The organism is Microbacterium testaceum (genome assembly GCF_029761935.1).
Lineage (GTDB): Bacteria > Actinomycetota > Actinomycetes > Actinomycetales > Microbacteriaceae > Microbacterium > Microbacterium testaceum_A.
This window is the reverse complement of the sequence record NZ_CP121699.1, coordinates 1,663,840-1,682,796: the sequence shown is the minus strand read 5'-3', so window position 1 is coordinate 1,682,796 and position 18,957 is coordinate 1,663,840. Positions and strand designations below refer to the sequence as shown.

Here is an 18,957-nt window from a genome sequence, read left to right as displayed (position 1 = left end):
GCGCCGCTGGTACTGTCGACCGCATGACCGAGGCCTCTTCCCGCGCCCCTCGCCTCGAGGACTCCGTCGATGCGGCCATCGTGCGAGAGATCTCCCTCGACGCGCGGGCGACGCTCTCGCACCTGTCGGAACGCGTGGGGCTCTCGGTGTCGGCGGTGCAATCCCGTCTGCGCCGGCTCGAGGCACGCGGCATTGTGAAGGGCTACCGTCCGATCCTCGATGCCGAGGCCCTCGGGCGACCCCTCGCCGCGTTCGTCGAGATCACCCCCCTCGACCCCGCCCAGCCCGACAACGCCCCCGAGCTCCTGGCCCACCTGACCCCGATCGAGGCGTGCCACTCCATCGCGGGCGAGGCCGCATACATGCTGTTCGTCCGCGTGCCGACGCCCCGAGATCTCGAAGAGCTGATCCGCGACATCCGCGCCGCGGCCCAGGTGAACACGCGCACGACCGTGGTGCTGCAGACGTTCTTCGAGGCGCGACCGATCGAGCCCGCCGACTATCCGGCGTGACCCCCCGGCCACGGGGCCCGGTCCCGAGGCCATCCGCACGACGGCCGACGGTGGGATACATCCCGCGACGGATGCCCCGCCCCCGTCGGCCCGCGTAGCGTGGCCATGATGTTCGCTCTGCGCTCGCTCACCCGCTATCAGCTGGTCACCGACCTCGGTATCGCCGTGGTGTTCTTCCTGGTGGCCATAGCGATCGAGCTCGTCGCAAGCGCCACCCCGATCGACAACGTCGCGGGATTCTTCATCGCGCTCGCCTTCGCGGGGGCGGTGGCTCTGCGACGGCTTCATCCGGGCCTCGCCCTCTGCGTGGCGTGGGCGGCCGCCCTCGCGCAGATGGGGTTCGGCCGGCAGCCGTCGCCGTCCGACCTCGCGATCTTCGCCGTCCTCTACACGACGTCGGCGTACGGCAGTCGTCCCGTGTTCTGGTTCGGGTTCGTCTCGGCGATCGTCGGAGCGGCCGTGGTTCCGCTGTACCTCGTGGGTCGCGGGCTGCAGGCCCCGCCGAACGGGAACGACTGGTTCGCCGTCATCGCGCTCTTCCTCGCGGCCGGTTTCGCGCTCATGCTCGCCTGGGTCTCGGGTGCACTGGTGCGCACGGCCATGAGGGCCGCGGCGAACAGCCGTGCTCAGCGGGCGGCCGAGGCCGAGACGATCGCCGAGCAGGAGCGTGTCCGCATCGCCCGCGACATGCACGACGTCGTCGCGCACTCCCTGGCGGTGGTCATCGCCCAGGCCGACGGTGCCCGGTACGCCGCGGCATCCGATCCGCGGGCGAGCGCCGAGGCGCTGACGACGATCTCGTCGACCGCGCGCGCCGCGCTCGCCGACGTGAGGTTGCTCCTCACCCAGTTGCGGCACTCGCAGGCCGAGGGGCCCCAGCCGACTCTCGCCGACCTCGAGACCCTCTTCGAGCGGATGCGGGCGGCGGGCGTGGCCCTCGAGGTCGAGGTCGACCCGTTGCCCCCGGGCGAGCCCCCCGCGGCCATCCAGCTCGCGGTCTACCGCATCATGCAGGAGGCGCTCACCAACGCCCTGCGGCACGGAGTCGACCCGCGCGTGCGCGTGCACCTGGGATGGTGGCCCGACCGGGTCGTCGCCTCGGTGCGCAATGCCCGGGCCACGGCATCCGTCCCCGCTCCGGCTTCCCCTCCATCGGGTGGACACGGGCTGATCGGCATGCGCGAGCGTGCGCAGCTCGTCGGCGGTCACCTGACCGCGGGGCCCGAGTACGGCGAGTTCGTCGTGCGTGCCACCCTCCCGATCGGCTCCCCGCTGTGAACGCCCGATCGAGAGGGCAGAGCGGATGCCGAGCCACCCCCGACCCGCGAGAGGAGCCGTCGTCATGACCGCCCCCGTCCGCATCGTCCTCGTCGACGATCAAGCCCTGTTCCGCGCCGGAATCCGCATGGTGATCGACTCGCAGCCCGACCTCGAGGTGGTGGGGGAGGCGTCGGATGGCCGCGAGGGCGTCGAGGTCGTCCGTTCCACGCGTCCCGACCTCGTGCTCATGGACGTGCGGATGCCGGTCATGGACGGTCTGGCGGCGACGGCCGAGATCCTGCGCGAGCCCGAAGCGCCGCGCGTCGTGGTGCTGACGACGTTCGACCTCGACGAGGCGGCCGCCCGCGCCATCCAGGGCGGGGCCAGCGGGTTCCTGTTGAAGGATTCCGAGCCGGAGTTCCTGCTGTCGGCGGTGCGCACCGTGCACGCCGGCTCGGCGGTGATCGCCGCCGAAGCGACGCGCGAGCTCTTCGCCCACATCGCCGACGGCGGGGGAGGCGAGCCGGTTCCGGCGGCCTACGGCGCGCTGACCGATCGCGAGCGCGAGATCTTCGCCCTCGCCGCGGCGGGGCTCAGCAACGCCGAGATCGCGGAGCGCGAGTTCCTCTCCGAGGCGACGGTGAAGACGCACATCAGCCGCATCCTCACCAAGCTCGCCCTGCGCGATCGCGTGCAGCTCGTGGTCTTCGCCTATCGCCACGGCCTCGCCTGAGCGGCGGGCGCCTCAGGCGTCGTCGTTCTCCGGGTCGTGCGCCCACGTGGGGGCGAGGGCCTTGATGCGCGTCGCGCGCCACTGCCACGTCGCCCAGAGCGCCGGCCACAGGGCCGGGGCCGCGGCGCCGCCGATGGTCAGCCTCTCTCGCCAGAGGGTGCGCCCGGGCTCTCCGGGGGCGGCTGACACGGCCATCTGGTGATCCCACACGTCGAGCACCGACAGCGGTCCGGTCAGGGGGACGCCCCAGTCGCGGAAGACGCGGACGCGCCCGTGTCCGTCGCTCGTCTCGCGGTCGGCGACCGAGATGAGCTGGCGACCGACCGGAATGAGCCCCGCGACGCTCATCTGCACGGGAACGTCGTCGCCCGATGAGAACGAGGTCGGCATGTCGCCCAGTGCCTCCACGTCGAGGAGCGGACCGTACAGCTCTGCGACGGCGCGGGGGGAGTGCAGTGCTCGCCACGCGGCGTCCGGGTCGCAGTCGATGACGAACTTCAGCAGGATGCGCATGACCTCGATCGTGCCCGATCCCGGCCGTCGGCGGGCACGGCTTGACGCGAGGGGTGCACTCCGGGCGTTTTACGATCGAGGGATGCCGTCTTCTCCCGCCCTCGCCCAGTCCGACTACCAGGTGCGTCTGGACTGGGGCCGCTCGGGGCTGGAGCGTCTCGCCCCCGCTCACGTCGTCATCGTCGTGCAGACGCTGGGGCTGTCGATGCGCGCGCTGGACGCGATCGAAGGAGGCGAGACGTTCCCCCTCGAAGGCGATGAGGCCGCGGGGCTCGCCCTCGCCGCCGGGAGCGACGGCGCCCATGTCGTCGTCGGCGGGCTGCGCAACGCGGCCGCCGTCGCCGCCCACGTGCTCGAGGTGCAGCGGTCGCGAGGTGAGCGCACCCGCATCTCGGTGATCGCCGCCGGTTACCCCGACGACGACGGCCTCCGCTTCGCCGTCGACGACCTGCTCGGCGCGGGCGCCGTCATCGCCGCTCTCGGAGATCTCGGCATCGACCACGCCTCTCCCGACGCCGCCGTCGCGGGAGAGGGATTCCGCGCCCTCGGCGGAGCGGTCCGGCACCTGCTGACGGCCAGCGGCACCGGCCGCGCGCTCGCCGCCGACGGACGACGCGAGGCGGTGCTCGCCTCGGCCGCGCGCGACGCGACATCCGTCGTCCCGACCCTGCGCGACGGGGTGATCGTCTCGGCCTGAGCTCTCGCCCTAGCGGGGTGTCGAGGCCGCGAGCCGCGTCGCGCGGCTGATGTCGCGGTGCACCCACGACAGAGCGAAACGCGGGTCGAACGACGGGGCGCACTTCGCGCACGAGGTGGGCCGGGTCGCACGCCGGTGCCGATAGGCGACGTGGCCCGCCGGGCACGTGCCGACCCACGGGGCGAGTTCGTTGGCGGTCTCGCCGGCGTGGGTCGTCCCGCCCACGTAACCCAGCTCGCGTGCCGTCCGCTTCCACACCGGTCCGTGCCCCGCGGCCGGGCCCGCGACGGCGTGCGCGATCTCGTGCAGCAGCGTCTGGTGATTCGTGTCGTCGTCGTAGCGCGCGGAGAGGTAGCGCGAGACGCTGATGCGCTGACGGCCGTAGTCGCACAGGCCCGCGCGCCGCTTGGCGTTGTCGAAGGCGAAGGTCCACGACGGATCGAGGTGGAGGGCGATCAACGCCTCGGCCCAGATGCGGACGCGCTGCAGATCGGACATGAGCGGAAGCCTAGAAGGGACCTACGACACTCAGCTCGCGACGACCTCGCGCGTGCGGCGACGCTCCGCGGCGTCGATCGCGAGCAGGGTCGATTCGAGCTGCGCGTCGGTGGCACCGGCGTTCTGCCGCAGGAACAGCGCCTGCTTGAAGTCGCGGCGGGCGGCGTCGAAATCGCCCTCGTCGTAGTGCACCTTGCCGCGGTGCTGGAGGGCGAAGGCGGCGATGCTCGCCCAACCCTGCCCTTCGGCCTCTTCGGCGCACATGGTGAGTTCCTGCTCGGCGGCGGCGTAGGCCCCGCGGCACTGCATGATCGTCGCGTGGAGGATGCGCGCGCGCAGCAGGTCGCGACGGGTGCCGGCCATGCGGGCGACCCGCACCGACTGCTCCGAGATCGCGAGCGCCTCGTCGAATCGGTCGAGCACCTTGAGCAGCCACACCCGCTCGAGGAGGGCGTGGAGGCTGCGCTGGGAACCGATCTCCTCGAGACGTTCCGCGCACTCACGGGAGTCGGTGACCTCGCGCAAAGTGTCGGGGTCGTACCCGTGGATGTAGCTCACCATCGCTCCTCTCGTTCCGGCAGGACTTCCAGTGTGCGCCGCACGGGCGTCGAGGGGTGCCTCGCCACGCGGTCGGGCGGCGAAGACGCCGGGATCATCTCTCGAACAGGGATGCCGAGGGCTTCGGAGACGCGGTCGCATCGGCGTCCGTGGCCGGTCGCGACCCGCGTATGAACTCCTCGATCTCCGCGCCCTGAGCGACCTTGGCGGGGTGGGGGCCGGCCGCCATCAGTCGCGGGAGCCACTCGACCGGCAGGGGCGCTGCGGAGGCGGCGACGACGAGGTTGCCGAATCGGCGTCCCTTGAGCACCTGCACCTCGGCGAGGACGATGACCTCGGGCAGGACCTCGCGGATCGTGGCGACCTGGCGGCGGGCGAAGGCCAGTCCGGGTCCGTCGGACACATTCACCAGGAGCACCCCCTCGGGGGCGAGCAGGGCCGCCGCCTCGCGGTAGAACTCCACGGTGGTGAGGTGGGCGGGGGTCTGGGCGCCGGAGTACACGTCGCTGATGAGGAGGTCGACGGCACCCGAGAGTCCCGCCGGCAGTCTCGACAGCCCGGCACGCGCGTCGCCGATGCGCACGCGTATCGACGCGCCGCGGGGGAGGGGGAGGTTCTCGCGCACGAGGTCCCACAGCGCCGGCTCGAGCTCGATGACCTGCTGGCGCGAGTTCGGTCGGGTCGCCTCCACGTAGCGCGGCAGCGTGAGGGCGCCCGCGCCGAGGTGGACCGCGGTGAGGGGCTGTCCCGGCATCCGGAGTCGATCGATCACGGCGCCCATGCGCGCCACGTACTCGAAGTGCAGGTGCGTGGGGTCGTCGAGGTCGACGTGCGACTGGGGTGTCCCGTCGACGACGAGCTCCCATCCCGACACGAACCCCGAGGGCGAGACGCGGGCGAGGGCGCCGTCGGACAGCCGCGCGGTCGGGGCGTCGTCGGGTTCGATGCGCATGCGGGCCATGAACCCACGCTAGGCCCTCGGGGCGGCGGTACCGTGGCCGCATGCGGGTGGATCTCAACGCCGACCTGGGCGAGACCGTCGACGGAGTGCCGACGGCCGACGACGACGCCATGTTCGCGGTGATCTCCAGCGCCAGCATCGCCTGCGGCGGGCACGCGGGGGACGCCGGCGCGATGCGCGCCTCCGTCGAGAGGGCGCAGCGTTTCGGGGTCGCCGTCGGCGCACATCCCTCGTACGAGGACCGCGAGAACTTCGGTCGCGTGGCCCGCTCGCCCGGCTCCGCCGATCTCCGCGCCAGTGTGATCGGGCAGATCGCCGCGCTCGCCGCGGCCGGTGCCGACCTGCGGTACGTCAAGCCGCACGGGGCGCTCTATCACGCGGTCACCGTCGACCGACGGCAGGCCGACGCGGTCGTCGCGGCGGTGGCCGACCACTCCGCGCGGCTCGGACGCGCGCTCCCGATCCTCGGCCTTCCCGGCGCGATCGCCGAGGCCGCGGCATCCGCGGGTCTTCCGTTCGTGCCCGAGGCCTTCCTCGACCGCGGGTACACGGCGACGGCGACGCTCGTGCCCCGGGGGGCTCCCCGAGCCCTCGTCGACGACCCGGCCCTCGTGGCCGAGCGGGCGGTGCTCCTCGTGCGCGACCGCGAGGTCGAGGCCGTCGACGGGACGCGGCTCGCCGTCGAGGCCGCCTCGCTGTGCCTGCACGGGGACACTCCCGCCGCAGTGGCGATGGCGCGGGCCGTGCGCGCGGCCCTGGACGACGCGGGTGTCGAGGTGCTCGCTCCGTGGTGACGCTGCGGGCGATGGGCGAGAGGGCCGTGCTGGCCGAGGTCGCCGATCTGCCCGCGGTCGTGCGGTTGCACGCCGCGCTCGCCGCGGATCCGCTCGGCGGCGTCGACGATCTCGTACCCGCGGCGCGCACCGTGCTCATCGCCTTCGATCCGGTCCGCACCTCGGCGTCCGCGGTCACCGCGTGGGTCCGGGCGGCCGCGACCGGGGATCCGGATGCCGCCTCACCCGGCCCCCTCGTCGAGATCGCGACGCGGTACGACGGCGCCGACCTGGACGACGCGGCCGAGCTGCTCGGCATCCGAGCGGACGACCTCGTCGCGCGCCACCGTGCCGCGGAGTGGACGGTGGCCTTCACCGGCTTCGCGCCGGGGTTCGCCTATCTCGTGAGTGCGGACTGGCCGTTCGACGTCCCTCGACTCGACCGACCCCGCCTTCGCGTCCCCGCCGGAGCCGTGGGTCTCGCGGGGGCGTTCAGCGGGGCCTACCCCCGTGACACCCCGGGCGGCTGGCGGCTCATCGGGTCGACGGATGCGGTCCTCTTCGATCCCGAGGCCGTCGACCCGGTGCTCCTCCCGCCCCGCACCCGCGTGCGTTTCGTCCCGATCCGCGAGCGCGCGCACGTCGTCGGGCCGCGGGAGTCCGACAGGACGCCGCCGACGAGCGGACGACCGGATGCCGCGGCCCCGCCGTTTCCCGCCGGATCCTCGCTCGGTGGGGCGCGTTCCTCGACCGCCGGGGCGGCGCCCGGCCCGGCGCTCCGCATCCTCGCCTCCGGTCCGCTGGTCACGGTGCAGGACCTCGGCCGACCCGGTCGAGCGGCGCTGGGGGTGGCCCGCTCGGGCGCCCTGGATCGCGGCGCCCTGCGCATCGCGAACCGTCTGGTCGGAAACGACGAGAGCGCGGCGGCTCTCGAGATCACGCTCGGCGGGTTCTCGGCGCGAGCCGAACACGACTGCTGGGTCGCGGTGACCGGTGCTCTCGCCGACGTGCGCGTCGACGGGCGCGGCGTCCCCGTCTACGAGCCGGTGCGACTCGTGAGGGGCGCGGAGCTGACGATCGACCCCGCCCGCGCGGGCCTGCGACTGATCCTCGCCGTCCGCGGGGGAGTCGTCGCCGAGTCCGTGCTCGGCTCGCGCTCCACCGACGTTCTCGCGCGGCTCGGCCCTCGACCCCTCCGTGCCGGCGACCTCGTGCACGCGGGATTCGAGACCGGGGAGGTGCCCGCGGTGGACGGGTTCCCCTGGTCCATCCCTCCGGCCGTGCTCGAGGTGGGGCTGCGGCCGGGGCCGCGGGCGGACTGGTTCACCCCCGCCTCGGTCGATGCGCTGACCGATGCGTCCTGGACCGTGTCGGCCGACATCGACAGGATCGGCATCCGTCTCGACGGTCCGGTCCTCGAGCGCACCCGTCACGACGAACTCCCCAGCGAAGGCATGTGCCCGGGAGCGCTCCAGGTTCCACCGCACGGGCGCCCGGTGATCCTGCTCGCCGACGGTCCCGTGACCGGGGGCTATCCCGTGATCGGGGTGATCCCGGATGCCGCCCTCGACGCTCTCGCACAGGTGCGGCCGGGTGACCGGGTGCGGTTTCGCCGGGCCTGACGGGGCGGGAGCGAGGAATGCCGGGCGAGCGCACGCGGTTATACCGCAGGTCCGAGAACGCGTCAAGAATTGGACTGGACACGGCGAGTCCTCCCGCGTATGCTTGGACTTTGCGCTCCTCGATTCCCCCTGCCCTCATATGGTGGTCGGCTGAGCCTGCCCGTCCCCGCTTCACCGCGGTGTGCGACGTGCAGGTTATCGGGGCAGGAACGCACTCCACCTGACGACAAGGAATCACGAGCCCCTCGCCCGGGCTTCTGGAGGTTATTCCCTTGGCTGCTGCGAGCAACGCATCCACCACCACCACCCCGAAGAGCGGACGCGGCGCATCTCGCCTCTCGTTCGCGAAGATCTCCGACAAGCTGACCGTTCCCGATCTGCTCGCGCTGCAGACCGAGTCGTTCGACTGGCTCGTCGGTAACGAAGCATGGAAGGCGCGCGTCGCCGAGGCTCAGGCCGCCGGTCGCACCGACGTCCCCGAGATCAGCGGACTCGAGGAGATCTTCGAGGAGATCTCGCCGATCGAGGACCTGAGCGAGACCATGCAGCTCTCGTTCACGAACCCCTACCTCGAGCCGGAGAAGTACTCGATCGAGGAGTGCAAGGAGCGCGGCAAGACCTACGCCGCCCCCCTGTACGTCGAGGCCGAGTTCATGAACCACCAGACCGGTGAGATCAAGACCCAGACGGTCTTCATGGGCGACTTCCCGCTCCAGACCAACAAGGGCACGTTCATCATCAACGGCACCGAGCGTGTCGTCGTGTCGCAGCTCGTGCGTTCGCCCGGCGTCTACTTCGACAAGACGCCCGACAAGACCTCCGACAAGGACATCGTGTCGGCCCGCGTCATCCCCTCGCGTGGTGCCTGGCTCGAGTTCGAGATCGACAAGCGCGACCAGGTCGGCGTGCGCATCGACCGCAAGCGCAAGCAGTCTGTCACCGTCTTCCTCAAGGCCCTCGGCCTGACCAGCGAGGACATCCTCGCCGAGTTCTCCGGTTTCGACTCCATCGAAGAGACGCTGTCCAAGGACACGATCCTCACGAAGGAAGACGCCCTCCGCGACATCTACCGCAAGCTCCGTCCGGGCGAGCAGGTCGCCGCCGAGGCTGCGCGCGCGCTGCTGGACAACTTCTACTTCAACTCGAAGCGCTACGACCTCGCGAAGGTGGGTCGCTACAAGATCAACCAGAAGCTCGGTCTCGACAAGCCGCTGAGCGACTCGGTCCTGACCGTCGACGACATCGTCGCCACGATCAAGTACCTCGTCCGCCTGCACCGCGGTGACGTCACGTTCGACGGCGTCCGCGGTGGCCAGGCCGCCGAGATCCGCCTCGACACCGACGACATCGACAACTTCGGCAACCGTCGTATCCGCGCCGTCGGCGAGCTCATCCAGAACCAGGTCCGCACCGGTCTGTCGCGCATGGAGCGCGTCGTCCGCGAGCGCATGACCACGCAGGACATCGAGGCGATCACGCCGCAGACCCTGATCAACGTGCGCCCCGTCGTCGCCGCGATCAAGGAGTTCTTCGGAACCTCGCAGCTGTCGCAGTTCATGGACCAGAACAACCCGCTCGCGGGTCTGACCCACAAGCGCCGCCTGTCGGCGCTGGGCCCCGGCGGTCTCTCGCGTGAGCGTGCCGGCGTCGAGGTCCGCGACGTCCACCCCTCGCACTACGGCCGCATGTGCCCCATCGAGACCCCCGAAGGCCCGAACATCGGTCTGATCGGCTCGCTGGCCTCGTTCGCCCGCATCAACGCCTTCGGCTTCATCGAGACCCCGTACCGTCGCGTCGTCGACGGCCGGGTGACCGACCAGATCGACTACCTCACCGCCAGCGAAGAGAGCGACCACATCGTCGCTCAGGCCGGTGTCGCCCTCCAGGCAGACGGACACTTCGTCGAGGATCGCATCCTCGCCCGTCGTGGCCAGGGTGGCGAGGTCGACCTCTTCCCGAACGACGAGATCGGCTACATGGACGTCTCGCCGCGCCAGATGGTGTCGGTGGCGACCTCGCTCATCCCGTTCCTCGAGCACGACGACGCCAACCGCGCCCTCATGGGTGCGAACATGCAGCGCCAGGCCGTGCCGCTCGTGCGCAGCGAGTCGCCCGTCGTCGGTACCGGCATGGAGGGCTTCGCGGCCATCGACGCCGGTGACGTCGTGACGGCTGAGAAGTCGGGCGTCGTCCTGGAGGTCTCGGCCGACGTCGTGACCATCCAGCTCGACGAGGGCGGCACGCAGGACTACTTCCTGCGCAAGTTCGACCGCTCCAACCAGGGCACGTCCTACAACCAGCGCGTGGTCGTCTCGGCCGGCGAGCGCATCGAGGCCGGCGAGGTCATCGCCGACGGTCCCGCGACCGAGAACGGCGAGCTCGCGCTCGGCAAGAACCTCCTCGTGGCGTTCATGACCTGGGAAGGTCACAACTTCGAGGACGCGATCATCCTCAGCCAGGACCTCGTGAAGGACGACACGCTGTCGTCGATCCACATCGAGGAGTACGAGGTCGACGCGCGCGACACGAAGCTCGGCAAGGAGGAGATCACCCGTGACCTCCCCAACGTCAGCCCCGACCTGCTGAAGGACCTCGACGACCGCGGCATCATCCGCATCGGCGCCGAGGTCCGCCCCGGTGACATCCTCGTCGGCAAGGTCACGCCCAAGGGCGAGACCGAGCTGAGCGCCGAGGAGCGTCTGCTCCGCGCGATCTTCAACGAGAAGAGCCGCGAAGTCCGTGACACCTCGCTGAAGGTGCCCCACGGCGAACAGGGCACGATCATCGCCGTCAAGGAGTTCAACGCCGAAGACGGAGACGACGAGCTCGGCTCGGGCGTCAACCGCCGCGTCGTGGTCTACATCGCCCAGAAGCGCAAGATCACCGAGGGCGACAAGCTCGCCGGTCGCCACGGCAACAAGGGCGTCATCGCCAAGATCCTCCCGATCGAGGACATGCCCTTCCTGCCCGACGGCACGCCGGTCGACATCATCCTCAACCCGCTCGGTATCCCCGGTCGAATGAACTTCGGTCAGGTCCTCGAGCTCCACCTCGGCTGGATCGCCCAGCAGGGTTGGAAGGTCGAGGGCACCCCCGAGTGGGCCGCCCAGCTGCCCGAGTCGGCTCGCGAGGCCGCCCCCGGCACGAAGGTCGCGACCCCGGTGTTCGACGGCGCCTTCGAGGCCGAGATCGCGGGTCTTCTCGACTCGACGATCCCCAACCGCGACGGCGACCGCATGGTCGACTCCACGGGTAAGACGCTGCTGTTCGACGGTCGCTCCGGCGAGCCGTTCCCGGCGCCCATCTCGGTCGGCTACATGTACATCCTGAAGCTGCACCACCTCGTCGACGACAAGATCCACGCGCGTTCGACGGGCCCGTACTCGATGATCACCCAGCAGCCGCTCGGTGGTAAGGCGCAGTTCGGTGGTCAGCGCTTCGGTGAGATGGAAGTGTGGGCGCTCGAGGCCTACGGTGCCGCTTACGCGCTGCAGGAGCTCCTCACGATCAAGTCCGACGACATCCTCGGCCGCGTCAAGGTGTACGAGGCCATCGTCAAGGGCGAGAACATCCAGGAGCCCGGCATCCCCGAGTCCTTCAAGGTGCTCATGAAGGAGATGCAGTCGCTCTGCCTGAACGTCGAGGTCCTCTCGGCCGACGGCACCGCGGTGAACCTGCGCGACACGGATGACGACGCCTTCCGCGCTGCGGAAGAACTCGGCATCAACATCTCCAGCCGCTTCGAATCCTCGTCGATCGACGAGATCTGAGCTTCCAGCTCAGCGACCCAGCTCAGATTTCAGAGAATTCCGACACAGGAGAACCAGTGCTCGAATCAACCACTTTCGATCAGATCCGTATCGGTCTGGCCACCGCCGACGACATCCGTCGTTGGTCCTTCGGTGAGGTCAAGAAGCCCGAGACGATCAACTACCGCACGCTGAAGCCCGAGAAGGACGGACTCTTCGGCGAGCAGATCTTCGGACCCTCCCGCGACTGGGAGTGCGCCTGCGGCAAGTACAAGCGGGTGCGCTTCAAGGGCATCGTCTGCGAGCGCTGCGGCGTCGAGGTCACCAAGAGCTCGGTCCGCCGCGAGCGCATGGGCCACATCGAGCTCGCCGCGCCCGTCACGCACATTTGGTACTTCAAGGGCGTGCCCTCGCGCCTCGGCTACCTGCTCGACATGGCGCCGAAGGACCTCGAGAAGGTCATCTACTTCGCCGCCTACATGGTGATCTCGGTTGACGAGGATGCTCGTCACCGCGACCTGGCCACGCAGGAGAACAACATCCGCCTCGAGCTGAAGACGCTCGGCGACCGTCGCGACGCCCGCGTCGCGGCCCGCCTCGCCAAGCTCGAGGAGGAGCTCGCCGCCCTCGAGGCGGAGGGCGCCAAGGCCGACCAGAAGAAGAAGGTCAAGGACGCCGCCGAGAAGGACATGACGGCGGCCCGCAAGAACGCCGACGAGCAGATCGCCAAGCTCGAGCGCGTGTGGGAGGACTTCCGCACGCTCGAGGTGGGCGCCCTGAAGCCCGAGGACGACGTGTTCCACGAGCTGCAGGACCGCTTCGGTCAGTACTTCGAGGCCCACATGGGCGCGGAGTCGATCAAGCGTCGCCTCGAGGCCTTCGACCTGCAGGCCGAGGCCGACAGCCTCCACCTGCAGATCTCCGAGGGCAAGGGCCAGCGCAAGATCCGCGCGATCAAGCGCCTCAAGGTCGTCAACTCGTTCCTGCAGACCGGCATGAGCCCGGCCTCGATGGTGCTGGATGTCGTCCCGGTGATCCCGCCGGAGCTTCGTCCCATGGTCCAGCTCGACGGTGGCCGCTTCGCGACCTCCGACCTGAACGACCTCTACCGTCGCGTGATCAACCGCAACAACCGCCTCCGTCGCCTGATCGACCTCGGTGCCCCCGAGATCATCGTCAACAACGAGAAGCGCATGCTGCAGGAGGCCGTCGACGCGCTGTTCGACAACGGCCGCCGTGGTCGCCCCGTCACCGGTACCGGCAACCGCGCCCTGAAGTCCCTGAGCGACATGCTCAAGGGAAAGCAGGGTCGTTTCCGCCAGAACCTGCTCGGAAAGCGCGTGGACTACTCGGGCCGTTCCGTCATCATCGTCGGACCCCAGCTCAAGCTCCACCAGTGCGGTCTGCCCAAGCAGATGGCCCTCGAGCTGTTCAAGCCGTTCGTGATCAAGCGCCTGATCGACCTCGGTCACTCGCAGAACATCAAGGCCGCCAAGCGCGCCGTCGAGCGCTACCGTCCCGAGGTCTGGGACGTGCTCGAGGAGATCATCCGCGAGCGCCCCGTGCTGCTGAACCGTGCACCCACCCTGCACCGCCTCGGCATCCAGGCGTTCGAGCCCCAGCTCGTCGAGGGCAAGGCGATCCAGCTGCACCCGCTCGTGTGCGCGGCGTTCAACGCCGACTTCGACGGTGACCAGATGGCCGTCCACCTGCCCCTGTCGGTCGAGGCCCAGGCCGAGGCGCGCGTGCTGATGCTCGCCTCGAACAACATCCTGAAGCCGTCGGACGGTCGCCCGGTGACCCTGCCCTCGCAGGACATGATCATCGGTCTGCACCACCTCACCACCCTCAAGGAGGGTGCGAAGGGCGAAGGCCGCGCGTTCGGTTCCGTGGGCGAGGCGATCCTGGCCAAGGACGAGGGCACCCTCGACCTGCAGGCCAAGGCGCGCATCCGCATCCCCGGCCTGACGTTCCTCGAGGGCCAGGCGCCCGAGGGTTACGACGTGCACGGTCTCGTCGACGCCTCGCTCGGACAGGCGATCTTCAACGACACGCTCCCCAAGGGCTACCCGTTCGTTCGCGAGCAGGCCGACAAGGGCAAGCTGTCGCAGATCGTCAACAAGCTGGCGGAGGAGTACCCCAAGGTCGAGGTCGCAGCATCGCTCGACCGGATCAAGGACGCCGGCTTCTACTGGGCCACCCGTTCGGGTGTCACGGTGGCGCTGAGCGACATCCTCACCCCGCCGAACAAGGCCGAGATCGTCGCCGGCTACGAGAAGCAGGCCGCGAAGGTCCAGGGCCAGTACGAGAAGGGTCTCACCACCGACGCCGAGCGTCGTCAGGAGCTCATCAAGATCTGGACCGAGGCCACCGACGAGGTCCAGAAGGCTATGCGGGACAACTTCCCCGCCGACAACACCATCAACCGCATGGTCTCGTCGGGCGCCCGTGGTAACTGGCTGCAGATCCGCAACATCGCGGGTATGCGAGGCCTGGTGAACAACCCCAAGGGTGAGATCATCCCGCGTCCGATCATCTCCTCGTACCGCGAGGGTCTGTCGGTCGCCGAGTACTTCATCGCGACGCACGGTGCCCGTAAGGGTCTGGCCGACACGGCTCTCCGTACGGCCGACTCGGGGTACCTCACCCGTCGTCTGGTCGACGTCTCGCAGGATGTCATCATCCGCGAGGAGGACTGCGGCACGTCGAAGGGTCTCGAGCTCCCGATCGCCGCGGCCGACTCGACCGGTTCGCTGGTCAAGGACGCCAACGTCGAGAACTCGGTGTTCGCTCGTACGCTCGCCACGGCGGTCGTCGACGCGCAGGGCACCGTGCTGGCCGAGGCCGGCGATGACGTGGGCGACGTGCTCATCGACAAGCTGGTCGCGGGTGGTGTCGAGACCATCAAGGTCCGCTCCGTCCTGACCTGCGACTCGGCGGTCGGTGTCTGCGCGAAGTGCTACGGCCGTTCGCTCGCCACCGGCAAGATCGTCGACATCGGCGAGGCCGTCGGCATCATCGCGGCCCAGTCGATCGGTGAGCCCGGTACCCAGCTGACGATGCGTACCTTCCACACCGGTGGTTCCGCCTCGGCGGACGACATCACGCAGGGTCTTCCCCGTGTGCAGGAGCTCTTCGAGGCCCGTACCCCCAAGGGTGCGTCGCCGATCGCCGAGGCCGACGGCCGCATCACGATCGACGAGACCGACAAGGCCAAGAAGGTCATCCTGACGCCCGACAACGGCGACGAGCCGGTGGTCTACCCCGTCCTGAAGCGCGCGACGCTCCTGGTCGAGGACGGCCAGCACGTCTCGGTCGGCGAGCCCCTCCAGGTCGGAACGCTCGACCCCAAGGAGGTCATGCGCGTGCAGGGTGCCCGCGAGGTGCAGAAGTACCTCGTCAACGGCGTCCAGGGCGTGTACCGCTCGCAGGGTGTGCCGATCCACGACAAGCACATCGAGGTCATCGTCCGACAGATGCTCCGCAAGGTCACTGTCGTCGATCACGCCGACACCGATCTGCTGCCCGGTGAGCTGGTGGACTTCAAGCGCTACCAGACCATCAACCGCGAGGCGGTCGGCGAGGGCAAGCGTCCCGCGTCGGGTCGTCCCGAGCTGATGGGTATCACGAAGGCGTCGCTCGCGACCGAGTCGTGGCTGTCGGCGGCATCGTTCCAGGAAACCACCCGCGTCCTGACGCAGGCGGCCATGGAGGGCAAGAGCGACCCGCTCGTCGGCCTCAAGGAGAACGTCATCATCGGAAAGCTCATCCCCGCCGGAACCGGACTTGCGAAGTACCGCAACGTCACGGTCGAGGCGACGGAAGAGGCGAAGAGCGAGCGGTACCCCAACCGCATCTTCGCTTCGGACGGCGCGTACAGCGACGCCGACCTGAGCTACGTCGACTTCGACAGCTTCTCGACGGACGACTTCACGCCCGGCACATACAACTGATCGAGGCTCGGGAGGGCGGGTCGCCCGTCCTCCCGGTCTCGACGGGAGGGATGCCACGCCCCGGCGCGGCATCCTGATCCCCGAAGGCCCCCGGCTCACGCCGGGGGCCTTCCTCGTGCTCGCGGCGTGTCGAGGCGCGGGGGAGGCACCTCGGTGCGCCTACCGTTGTGGTGGAGGGACGCATGGCCCGCATCGGGGGACGCAGCTTATGGCTGGCATGGCCGGCGGGTCTGCTGTGCGCGGCGGCCGTCGCCGCTCTGGTGGTCATCGCCACCCCCGGCGTGCCGATGGCCGTGGGATTCGTGGGCGACACGCTGAGGGCCGCCACGGGGCGGCACGCGGCGGTCGAGACCACCCCTCCCGCGCCGGCTTCGGACTGCCGACACCTGTACTCGCAACCGCTGTGGTCCTCCCTCGTGTGGTCTCCGCAGGCGTTGCTCTCCCAGCGGCGTACCGCGCCGGCGTCGACGCCCGAGGCGGTCGCCGCCGCCGCTCCGACGGTCGTGATCACCTGCCACTGGCGGGGCGAAGCCGGGCGTTCGATCGAGACGACCGTCTCGACGGTGACGCCCGAGGGGGCCGCAGCGGTCTCGACCACGCTCGCCGCACAGGGTTTCACGTGCTCGGTCGCGGCCGACACCACGCACTGCGAACGCGCCTCGGGCGAGCTCCTCGAGGTCCACGATCTGCGTGCCGACCGGTGGGTGTCGTCGACGCTCTCCGGGTGGATGCCCGACGGGTACGCCGCGATCGTGGCATCCCACGCCTTCTACGGCGAGTGACGGGGGAGCCCCCTCGCGGGGTCAGCCGCCGAAGACGGAGGCGATGATGCTGCCGGTGTATCCCGTGGGGGCGAGGTTCGAGTACTGCGTGTCGATCAACACGCCGTCGCGCCAGTAGAGCGTCCGACCGTCGTTGACGGGGTAGGTCGGGTTGATCCAGGTCTTCTCGCAGCGCGTCCCCGCGTCGGGGGTGTAGCAGCTGAAGCCCTGGGTGTCGACGAGACCGTTCAGCATGTCGAGCGCGGGGCCGCGGTCCATGCGCGAGATGTGCGTGACGAGGCCTGTGGTGTCCGCCGCCGGATCGCGCCAGATGCAGATCAGCGAGCCGTCGGACTGCACGCCCGAGGGCCCGAGCGCGGGGTCGTTCAACGGAGTTTGGCCGAGCTGAGCCAGGACGTCGGTCGAGAGCATCGAGCGGCAGTCGGCCGGGATGCGGACGGCCGGTGCCGTCTGGGTGATCGTCGGGATGGGGGTCGGGCTGGCCGACACGACCGGTGCCGCGGGGGTGGGCGCGGCGTCGTCTGCGGCGGGGGCGCACGCGCTCACCGCGAGGAGGGTGGCGCCGGCGAGAGCCGCTGCGACGGCCGGACGGAGCAGGCGACGGGACATGGGAACACCCTAAGCCGCCCCACCGATACGGTCGAGAAGGACATCCCACGGCACGCCTGCACGATGCCGCGGGATACCCGGGTTAGCCTTGCGCCGCAAGCACCGCGTGAGGAGACCCCATGAGCGACAACACGTCGGGCAGTGACCCCGTCGCTGAACCGAAGGCTTCGTACGGCGACCCCGTCGTCGAGCCGAAGGACGAAGCGCAGGATGTCGTCGGCCGAGCCCACGAGGGTCTCGCCGATGCCGAGGCCGCCCGCCGCGACGCGGTCGACCCCGCGGCGGCCGAAGCCGCGTGGGACGAGCGTGAGGCGCGCGAGCACGCCACCTCCGCTCCGACGACGGCCCGCAGCGAGCACGCGGCTCCCGTCGTGCACGACGCGTCGCCGGTCGCCCCGCAGGGGTCCACGGCGTCCTCCGGGTCGGTCGACCTCGAGGACGAAGACGCCCGCTGGGCCGCGTACGCCGCCTCCGCGGAGCCGGCGCGCGACGACGTCCGCCGCGACGACGTCCGTCACGACGACACGACCGCGTCGTCGCGCTACGACGACGCGAGCACGACGGCGTACCCCGCCGCCGGTGCCGCCGCCGCGGCCGCCGCCGCTCCCGTCGCCGAAGAGCCCACCCGCACGGTGGGCGGGGCGCAGCCGATCTTCGTGCAGGCGCCCGAAGCCCCTCGTCCCCGCAACAACCGGGGTGCGGCCGGTGCCATCGGCCTTCTCGCCGCTCTGGTCTTCGCGGTGCTGTATCTCGCCGCGACTCTCGGCCTGGGGCTGTTGACCGGCCGCACCGCCACCGCCGACCTCGGTCAGGCGGCCCTCTCGGCGCTGGCCACGTGGGACCTGTGGGTGCCCACCGTGGCGTTCTACTTGGGGTTCTGGTTCCTCGGCGCCCTGATCAACCGTGGGCGCTGGGGTCACTGGGTGGTCTGGGGTCTCGTCGTCGGTGTCGTGGCCTGGGCCGGGCACCTGCTCGGCGCCCTCTTCGCCGCGCCGTTCTGGGAGATCTCCCCCCGCCAGTCGGTCGAACTGCTCCAGAACAACGTCCTCGCCCCGCTCGCGATCGTCGCCTTCGTCCTCGGCCGCGAACTCACCATCTGGTTCGGCTCGTGGGTGTCGGCACGCGGTCGCCGCGTGACCGAGATCAACGCCGAAGCCCAGCGCGAGTACGAGCGCACCCTCGAGGCCGGTCCGCAGCTCTCGCAGCGCTGAGCCGGAGTCGATGACCAACGAACAGCGACCGGCGGGGGTTTCCCCGCCGGTCGCTGTCGTCTTCGCGTCCGTCGTCTTCATCGCCCTCTCGATCGGCGGCCTCGGGGTGACGAGCCTCGTCGTCGATGCCGATGTCATCCCCGTCCGCGGTCTCGGCGCGATCCCCGGCGTCATCGGTCAGGTGCTGGCCCTCGCGGGATTCGCGGCGACGCTGTGGTGGGGCCTTCGGACCGATCCGCCCGGCTGGTTGACCGCCGTCCCGTGCGCCATCGCGGCCTATCTGGGTGAAGTGCTCGGGGTCGTGCTCGGCGCTCTCGTCAGCGGGGCCGATCCGGTTCGCGGCGTCGCCGCGGCGCAAAGCGTCGCCCTGGGATTCCCCGGTCCGGTGGTGGCCGGCGCGGCTGTGCTCGCGGGACTCTTCGGCATCCTGCTCGTGCGGGCTCGCACGACAGGCCCGCGCTGGCGCTGGGAAGACGAGGACGAGGGCCCGTGATGCGACCCGTGACGCGCGGGTCCGCCCGCATCC

16 protein-coding genes are annotated in these 18,957 nt (G+C 70.3%); 11 read left to right on the top strand and 5 right to left on the bottom strand.

Going from position 1 to position 18,957, the window contains the following annotated elements:
• Positions 1–23: 23 nt before the first annotated feature.
• The 3 genes from QBE02_RS08215 (at position 24) to QBE02_RS08205 (ending at position 2,505) form a co-directional block, all read left to right on the top strand.
• Positions 24–512 carry an Lrp/AsnC family transcriptional regulator gene (locus QBE02_RS08215; RefSeq protein WP_056226175.1) on the top strand — a complete coding sequence of 163 codons (489 nt, stop codon included), beginning with the start codon at positions 24–26 and terminating at the stop codon, positions 510–512.
• Between the two features lie 108 nt (positions 513–620).
• Complete coding sequence (locus QBE02_RS08210) at positions 621–1,790, top strand: sensor histidine kinase (RefSeq protein WP_279367826.1); 1,170 nt, start codon at positions 621–623, stop codon at positions 1,788–1,790.
• A gap of 64 nt (positions 1,791–1,854) precedes the next feature.
• Positions 1,855–2,505, top strand: coding sequence for a response regulator transcription factor (locus QBE02_RS08205; protein ID WP_279367825.1), 651 nt, complete (start codon positions 1,855–1,857; stop codon positions 2,503–2,505).
• Positions 2,506–2,517: 12 nt separating this feature from the next.
• Here QBE02_RS08205 and QBE02_RS08200 read toward each other — a convergent pair whose 3' ends face one another.
• On the bottom strand, positions 2,518–3,018 hold the full coding sequence (locus QBE02_RS08200) for a hypothetical protein (protein ID WP_268103235.1): 501 nt from the start codon (positions 3,016–3,018) through the stop codon (positions 2,518–2,520).
• A gap of 82 nt (positions 3,019–3,100) precedes the next feature.
• On the opposite strand from QBE02_RS08200, the gene QBE02_RS08195 reads away from it, so the two are divergent.
• Positions 3,101–3,715, top strand: coding sequence for a 2-phosphosulfolactate phosphatase (locus QBE02_RS08195; protein ID WP_279367824.1), 615 nt, complete (start codon positions 3,101–3,103; stop codon positions 3,713–3,715).
• Positions 3,716–3,724: 9 nt separating this feature from the next.
• Here the strand turns inward: QBE02_RS08195 and QBE02_RS08190 are convergent, their stop codons facing one another.
• From QBE02_RS08190 to QBE02_RS08180, 3 genes are all read right to left on the bottom strand, one after another.
• Positions 3,725–4,213, bottom strand: a complete 489-nt coding sequence (locus tag QBE02_RS08190) for a SprT-like domain-containing protein (protein WP_056226188.1) — start codon at positions 4,211–4,213, stop codon at positions 3,725–3,727.
• Between the two features lie 30 nt (positions 4,214–4,243).
• Complete coding sequence (locus QBE02_RS08185) at positions 4,244–4,771, bottom strand: hypothetical protein (RefSeq protein WP_056228266.1); 528 nt, start codon at positions 4,769–4,771, stop codon at positions 4,244–4,246.
• A gap of 94 nt (positions 4,772–4,865) precedes the next feature.
• The gene (locus QBE02_RS08180; RefSeq protein WP_279367823.1) at positions 4,866–5,732 is read right to left on the bottom strand and encodes a spermidine synthase; all 867 of its coding nucleotides are present in this window, start codon (positions 5,730–5,732) and stop codon (positions 4,866–4,868) included.
• Positions 5,733–5,773: 41 nt separating this feature from the next.
• On the opposite strand from QBE02_RS08180, the gene QBE02_RS08175 reads away from it, so the two are divergent.
• From QBE02_RS08175 to QBE02_RS08155, 5 genes are all read left to right on the top strand, one after another.
• Complete coding sequence (locus QBE02_RS08175) at positions 5,774–6,526, top strand: 5-oxoprolinase subunit PxpA (protein ID WP_279367822.1); 753 nt, start codon at positions 5,774–5,776, stop codon at positions 6,524–6,526.
• Positions 6,527–6,537: 11 nt separating this feature from the next.
• Positions 6,538–8,127 (top strand): 5-oxoprolinase/urea amidolyase family protein, encoded by a 1,590-nt coding sequence (locus QBE02_RS08170; RefSeq protein ID WP_279367821.1) that lies wholly within the window; start codon positions 6,538–6,540, stop codon positions 8,125–8,127.
• A 272-nt stretch (positions 8,128–8,399) separates the two neighbouring features.
• Positions 8,400–11,897 (top strand): DNA-directed RNA polymerase subunit beta, encoded by a 3,498-nt coding sequence (locus QBE02_RS08165; RefSeq protein ID WP_056226197.1) that lies wholly within the window; start codon positions 8,400–8,402, stop codon positions 11,895–11,897.
• 56 nt (positions 11,898–11,953) lie between these two features.
• The gene (gene rpoC / locus QBE02_RS08160; protein WP_056226200.1) at positions 11,954–15,829 is read left to right on the top strand and encodes a DNA-directed RNA polymerase subunit beta'; all 3,876 of its coding nucleotides are present in this window, start codon (positions 11,954–11,956) and stop codon (positions 15,827–15,829) included.
• A 182-nt stretch (positions 15,830–16,011) separates the two neighbouring features.
• Positions 16,012–16,611, top strand: a complete 600-nt coding sequence (locus QBE02_RS08155; RefSeq protein WP_279367820.1) for a hypothetical protein — start codon at positions 16,012–16,014, stop codon at positions 16,609–16,611.
• A gap of 21 nt (positions 16,612–16,632) precedes the next feature.
• Here QBE02_RS08155 and QBE02_RS08150 read toward each other — a convergent pair whose 3' ends face one another.
• A complete protein-coding gene (locus QBE02_RS08150) occupies positions 16,633–17,220 on the bottom strand; it encodes a hypothetical protein (protein WP_279367819.1) in 588 nt (195 codons plus the stop codon).
• A gap of 119 nt (positions 17,221–17,339) precedes the next feature.
• On the opposite strand from QBE02_RS08150, the gene QBE02_RS08145 reads away from it, so the two are divergent.
• Together QBE02_RS08145 and QBE02_RS08140 are read left to right on the top strand one after the other, a co-directional pair.
• Positions 17,340–18,431, top strand: coding sequence for an ABC transporter (locus QBE02_RS08145; protein WP_279367818.1), 1,092 nt, complete (start codon positions 17,340–17,342; stop codon positions 18,429–18,431).
• Between the two features lie 10 nt (positions 18,432–18,441).
• Positions 18,442–18,924 carry a hypothetical protein gene (locus QBE02_RS08140; RefSeq protein WP_279367817.1) on the top strand — a complete coding sequence of 161 codons (483 nt, stop codon included), beginning with the start codon at positions 18,442–18,444 and terminating at the stop codon, positions 18,922–18,924.
• Positions 18,925–18,957: the final 33 nt, after the last annotated feature.

Excerpts from the sequence above, each read along its gene's own strand:
- QBE02_RS08145 (WP_279367818.1), top strand. The coding sequence starts at position 17,340 with ATGAGCGACAACACGTCGGGCAGTGACCCCGTCGCTGAACCGAAGGCT.
- QBE02_RS08200 (WP_268103235.1), bottom strand. The coding sequence starts at position 3,018 with ATGCGCATCCTGCTGAAGTTCGTCATCGACTGCGACCCGGACGCCGCG.
- QBE02_RS08190 (WP_056226188.1), bottom strand. The coding sequence starts at position 4,213 with ATGTCCGATCTGCAGCGCGTCCGCATCTGGGCCGAGGCGTTGATCGCC.
- QBE02_RS08175 (WP_279367822.1), top strand. The coding sequence starts at position 5,774 with ATGCGGGTGGATCTCAACGCCGACCTGGGCGAGACCGTCGACGGAGTG.
- QBE02_RS08195 (WP_279367824.1), top strand. The coding sequence starts at position 3,101 with ATGCCGTCTTCTCCCGCCCTCGCCCAGTCCGACTACCAGGTGCGTCTG.
- QBE02_RS08205 (WP_279367825.1), top strand. The coding sequence starts at position 1,855 with ATGACCGCCCCCGTCCGCATCGTCCTCGTCGACGATCAAGCCCTGTTC.
- QBE02_RS08215 (WP_056226175.1), top strand. The coding sequence starts at position 24 with ATGACCGAGGCCTCTTCCCGCGCCCCTCGCCTCGAGGACTCCGTCGAT.
- QBE02_RS08170 (WP_279367821.1), top strand. The coding sequence starts at position 6,538 with ATGGGCGAGAGGGCCGTGCTGGCCGAGGTCGCCGATCTGCCCGCGGTC.
- QBE02_RS08140 (WP_279367817.1), top strand. The coding sequence starts at position 18,442 with ATGACCAACGAACAGCGACCGGCGGGGGTTTCCCCGCCGGTCGCTGTC.
- QBE02_RS08180 (WP_279367823.1), bottom strand. The coding sequence starts at position 5,732 with ATGGCCCGCATGCGCATCGAACCCGACGACGCCCCGACCGCGCGGCTG.
- QBE02_RS08210 (WP_279367826.1), top strand. The coding sequence starts at position 621 with ATGTTCGCTCTGCGCTCGCTCACCCGCTATCAGCTGGTCACCGACCTC.
- QBE02_RS08155 (WP_279367820.1), top strand. The coding sequence starts at position 16,012 with ATGGCCCGCATCGGGGGACGCAGCTTATGGCTGGCATGGCCGGCGGGT.
- QBE02_RS08150 (WP_279367819.1), bottom strand. The coding sequence starts at position 17,220 with ATGTCCCGTCGCCTGCTCCGTCCGGCCGTCGCAGCGGCTCTCGCCGGC.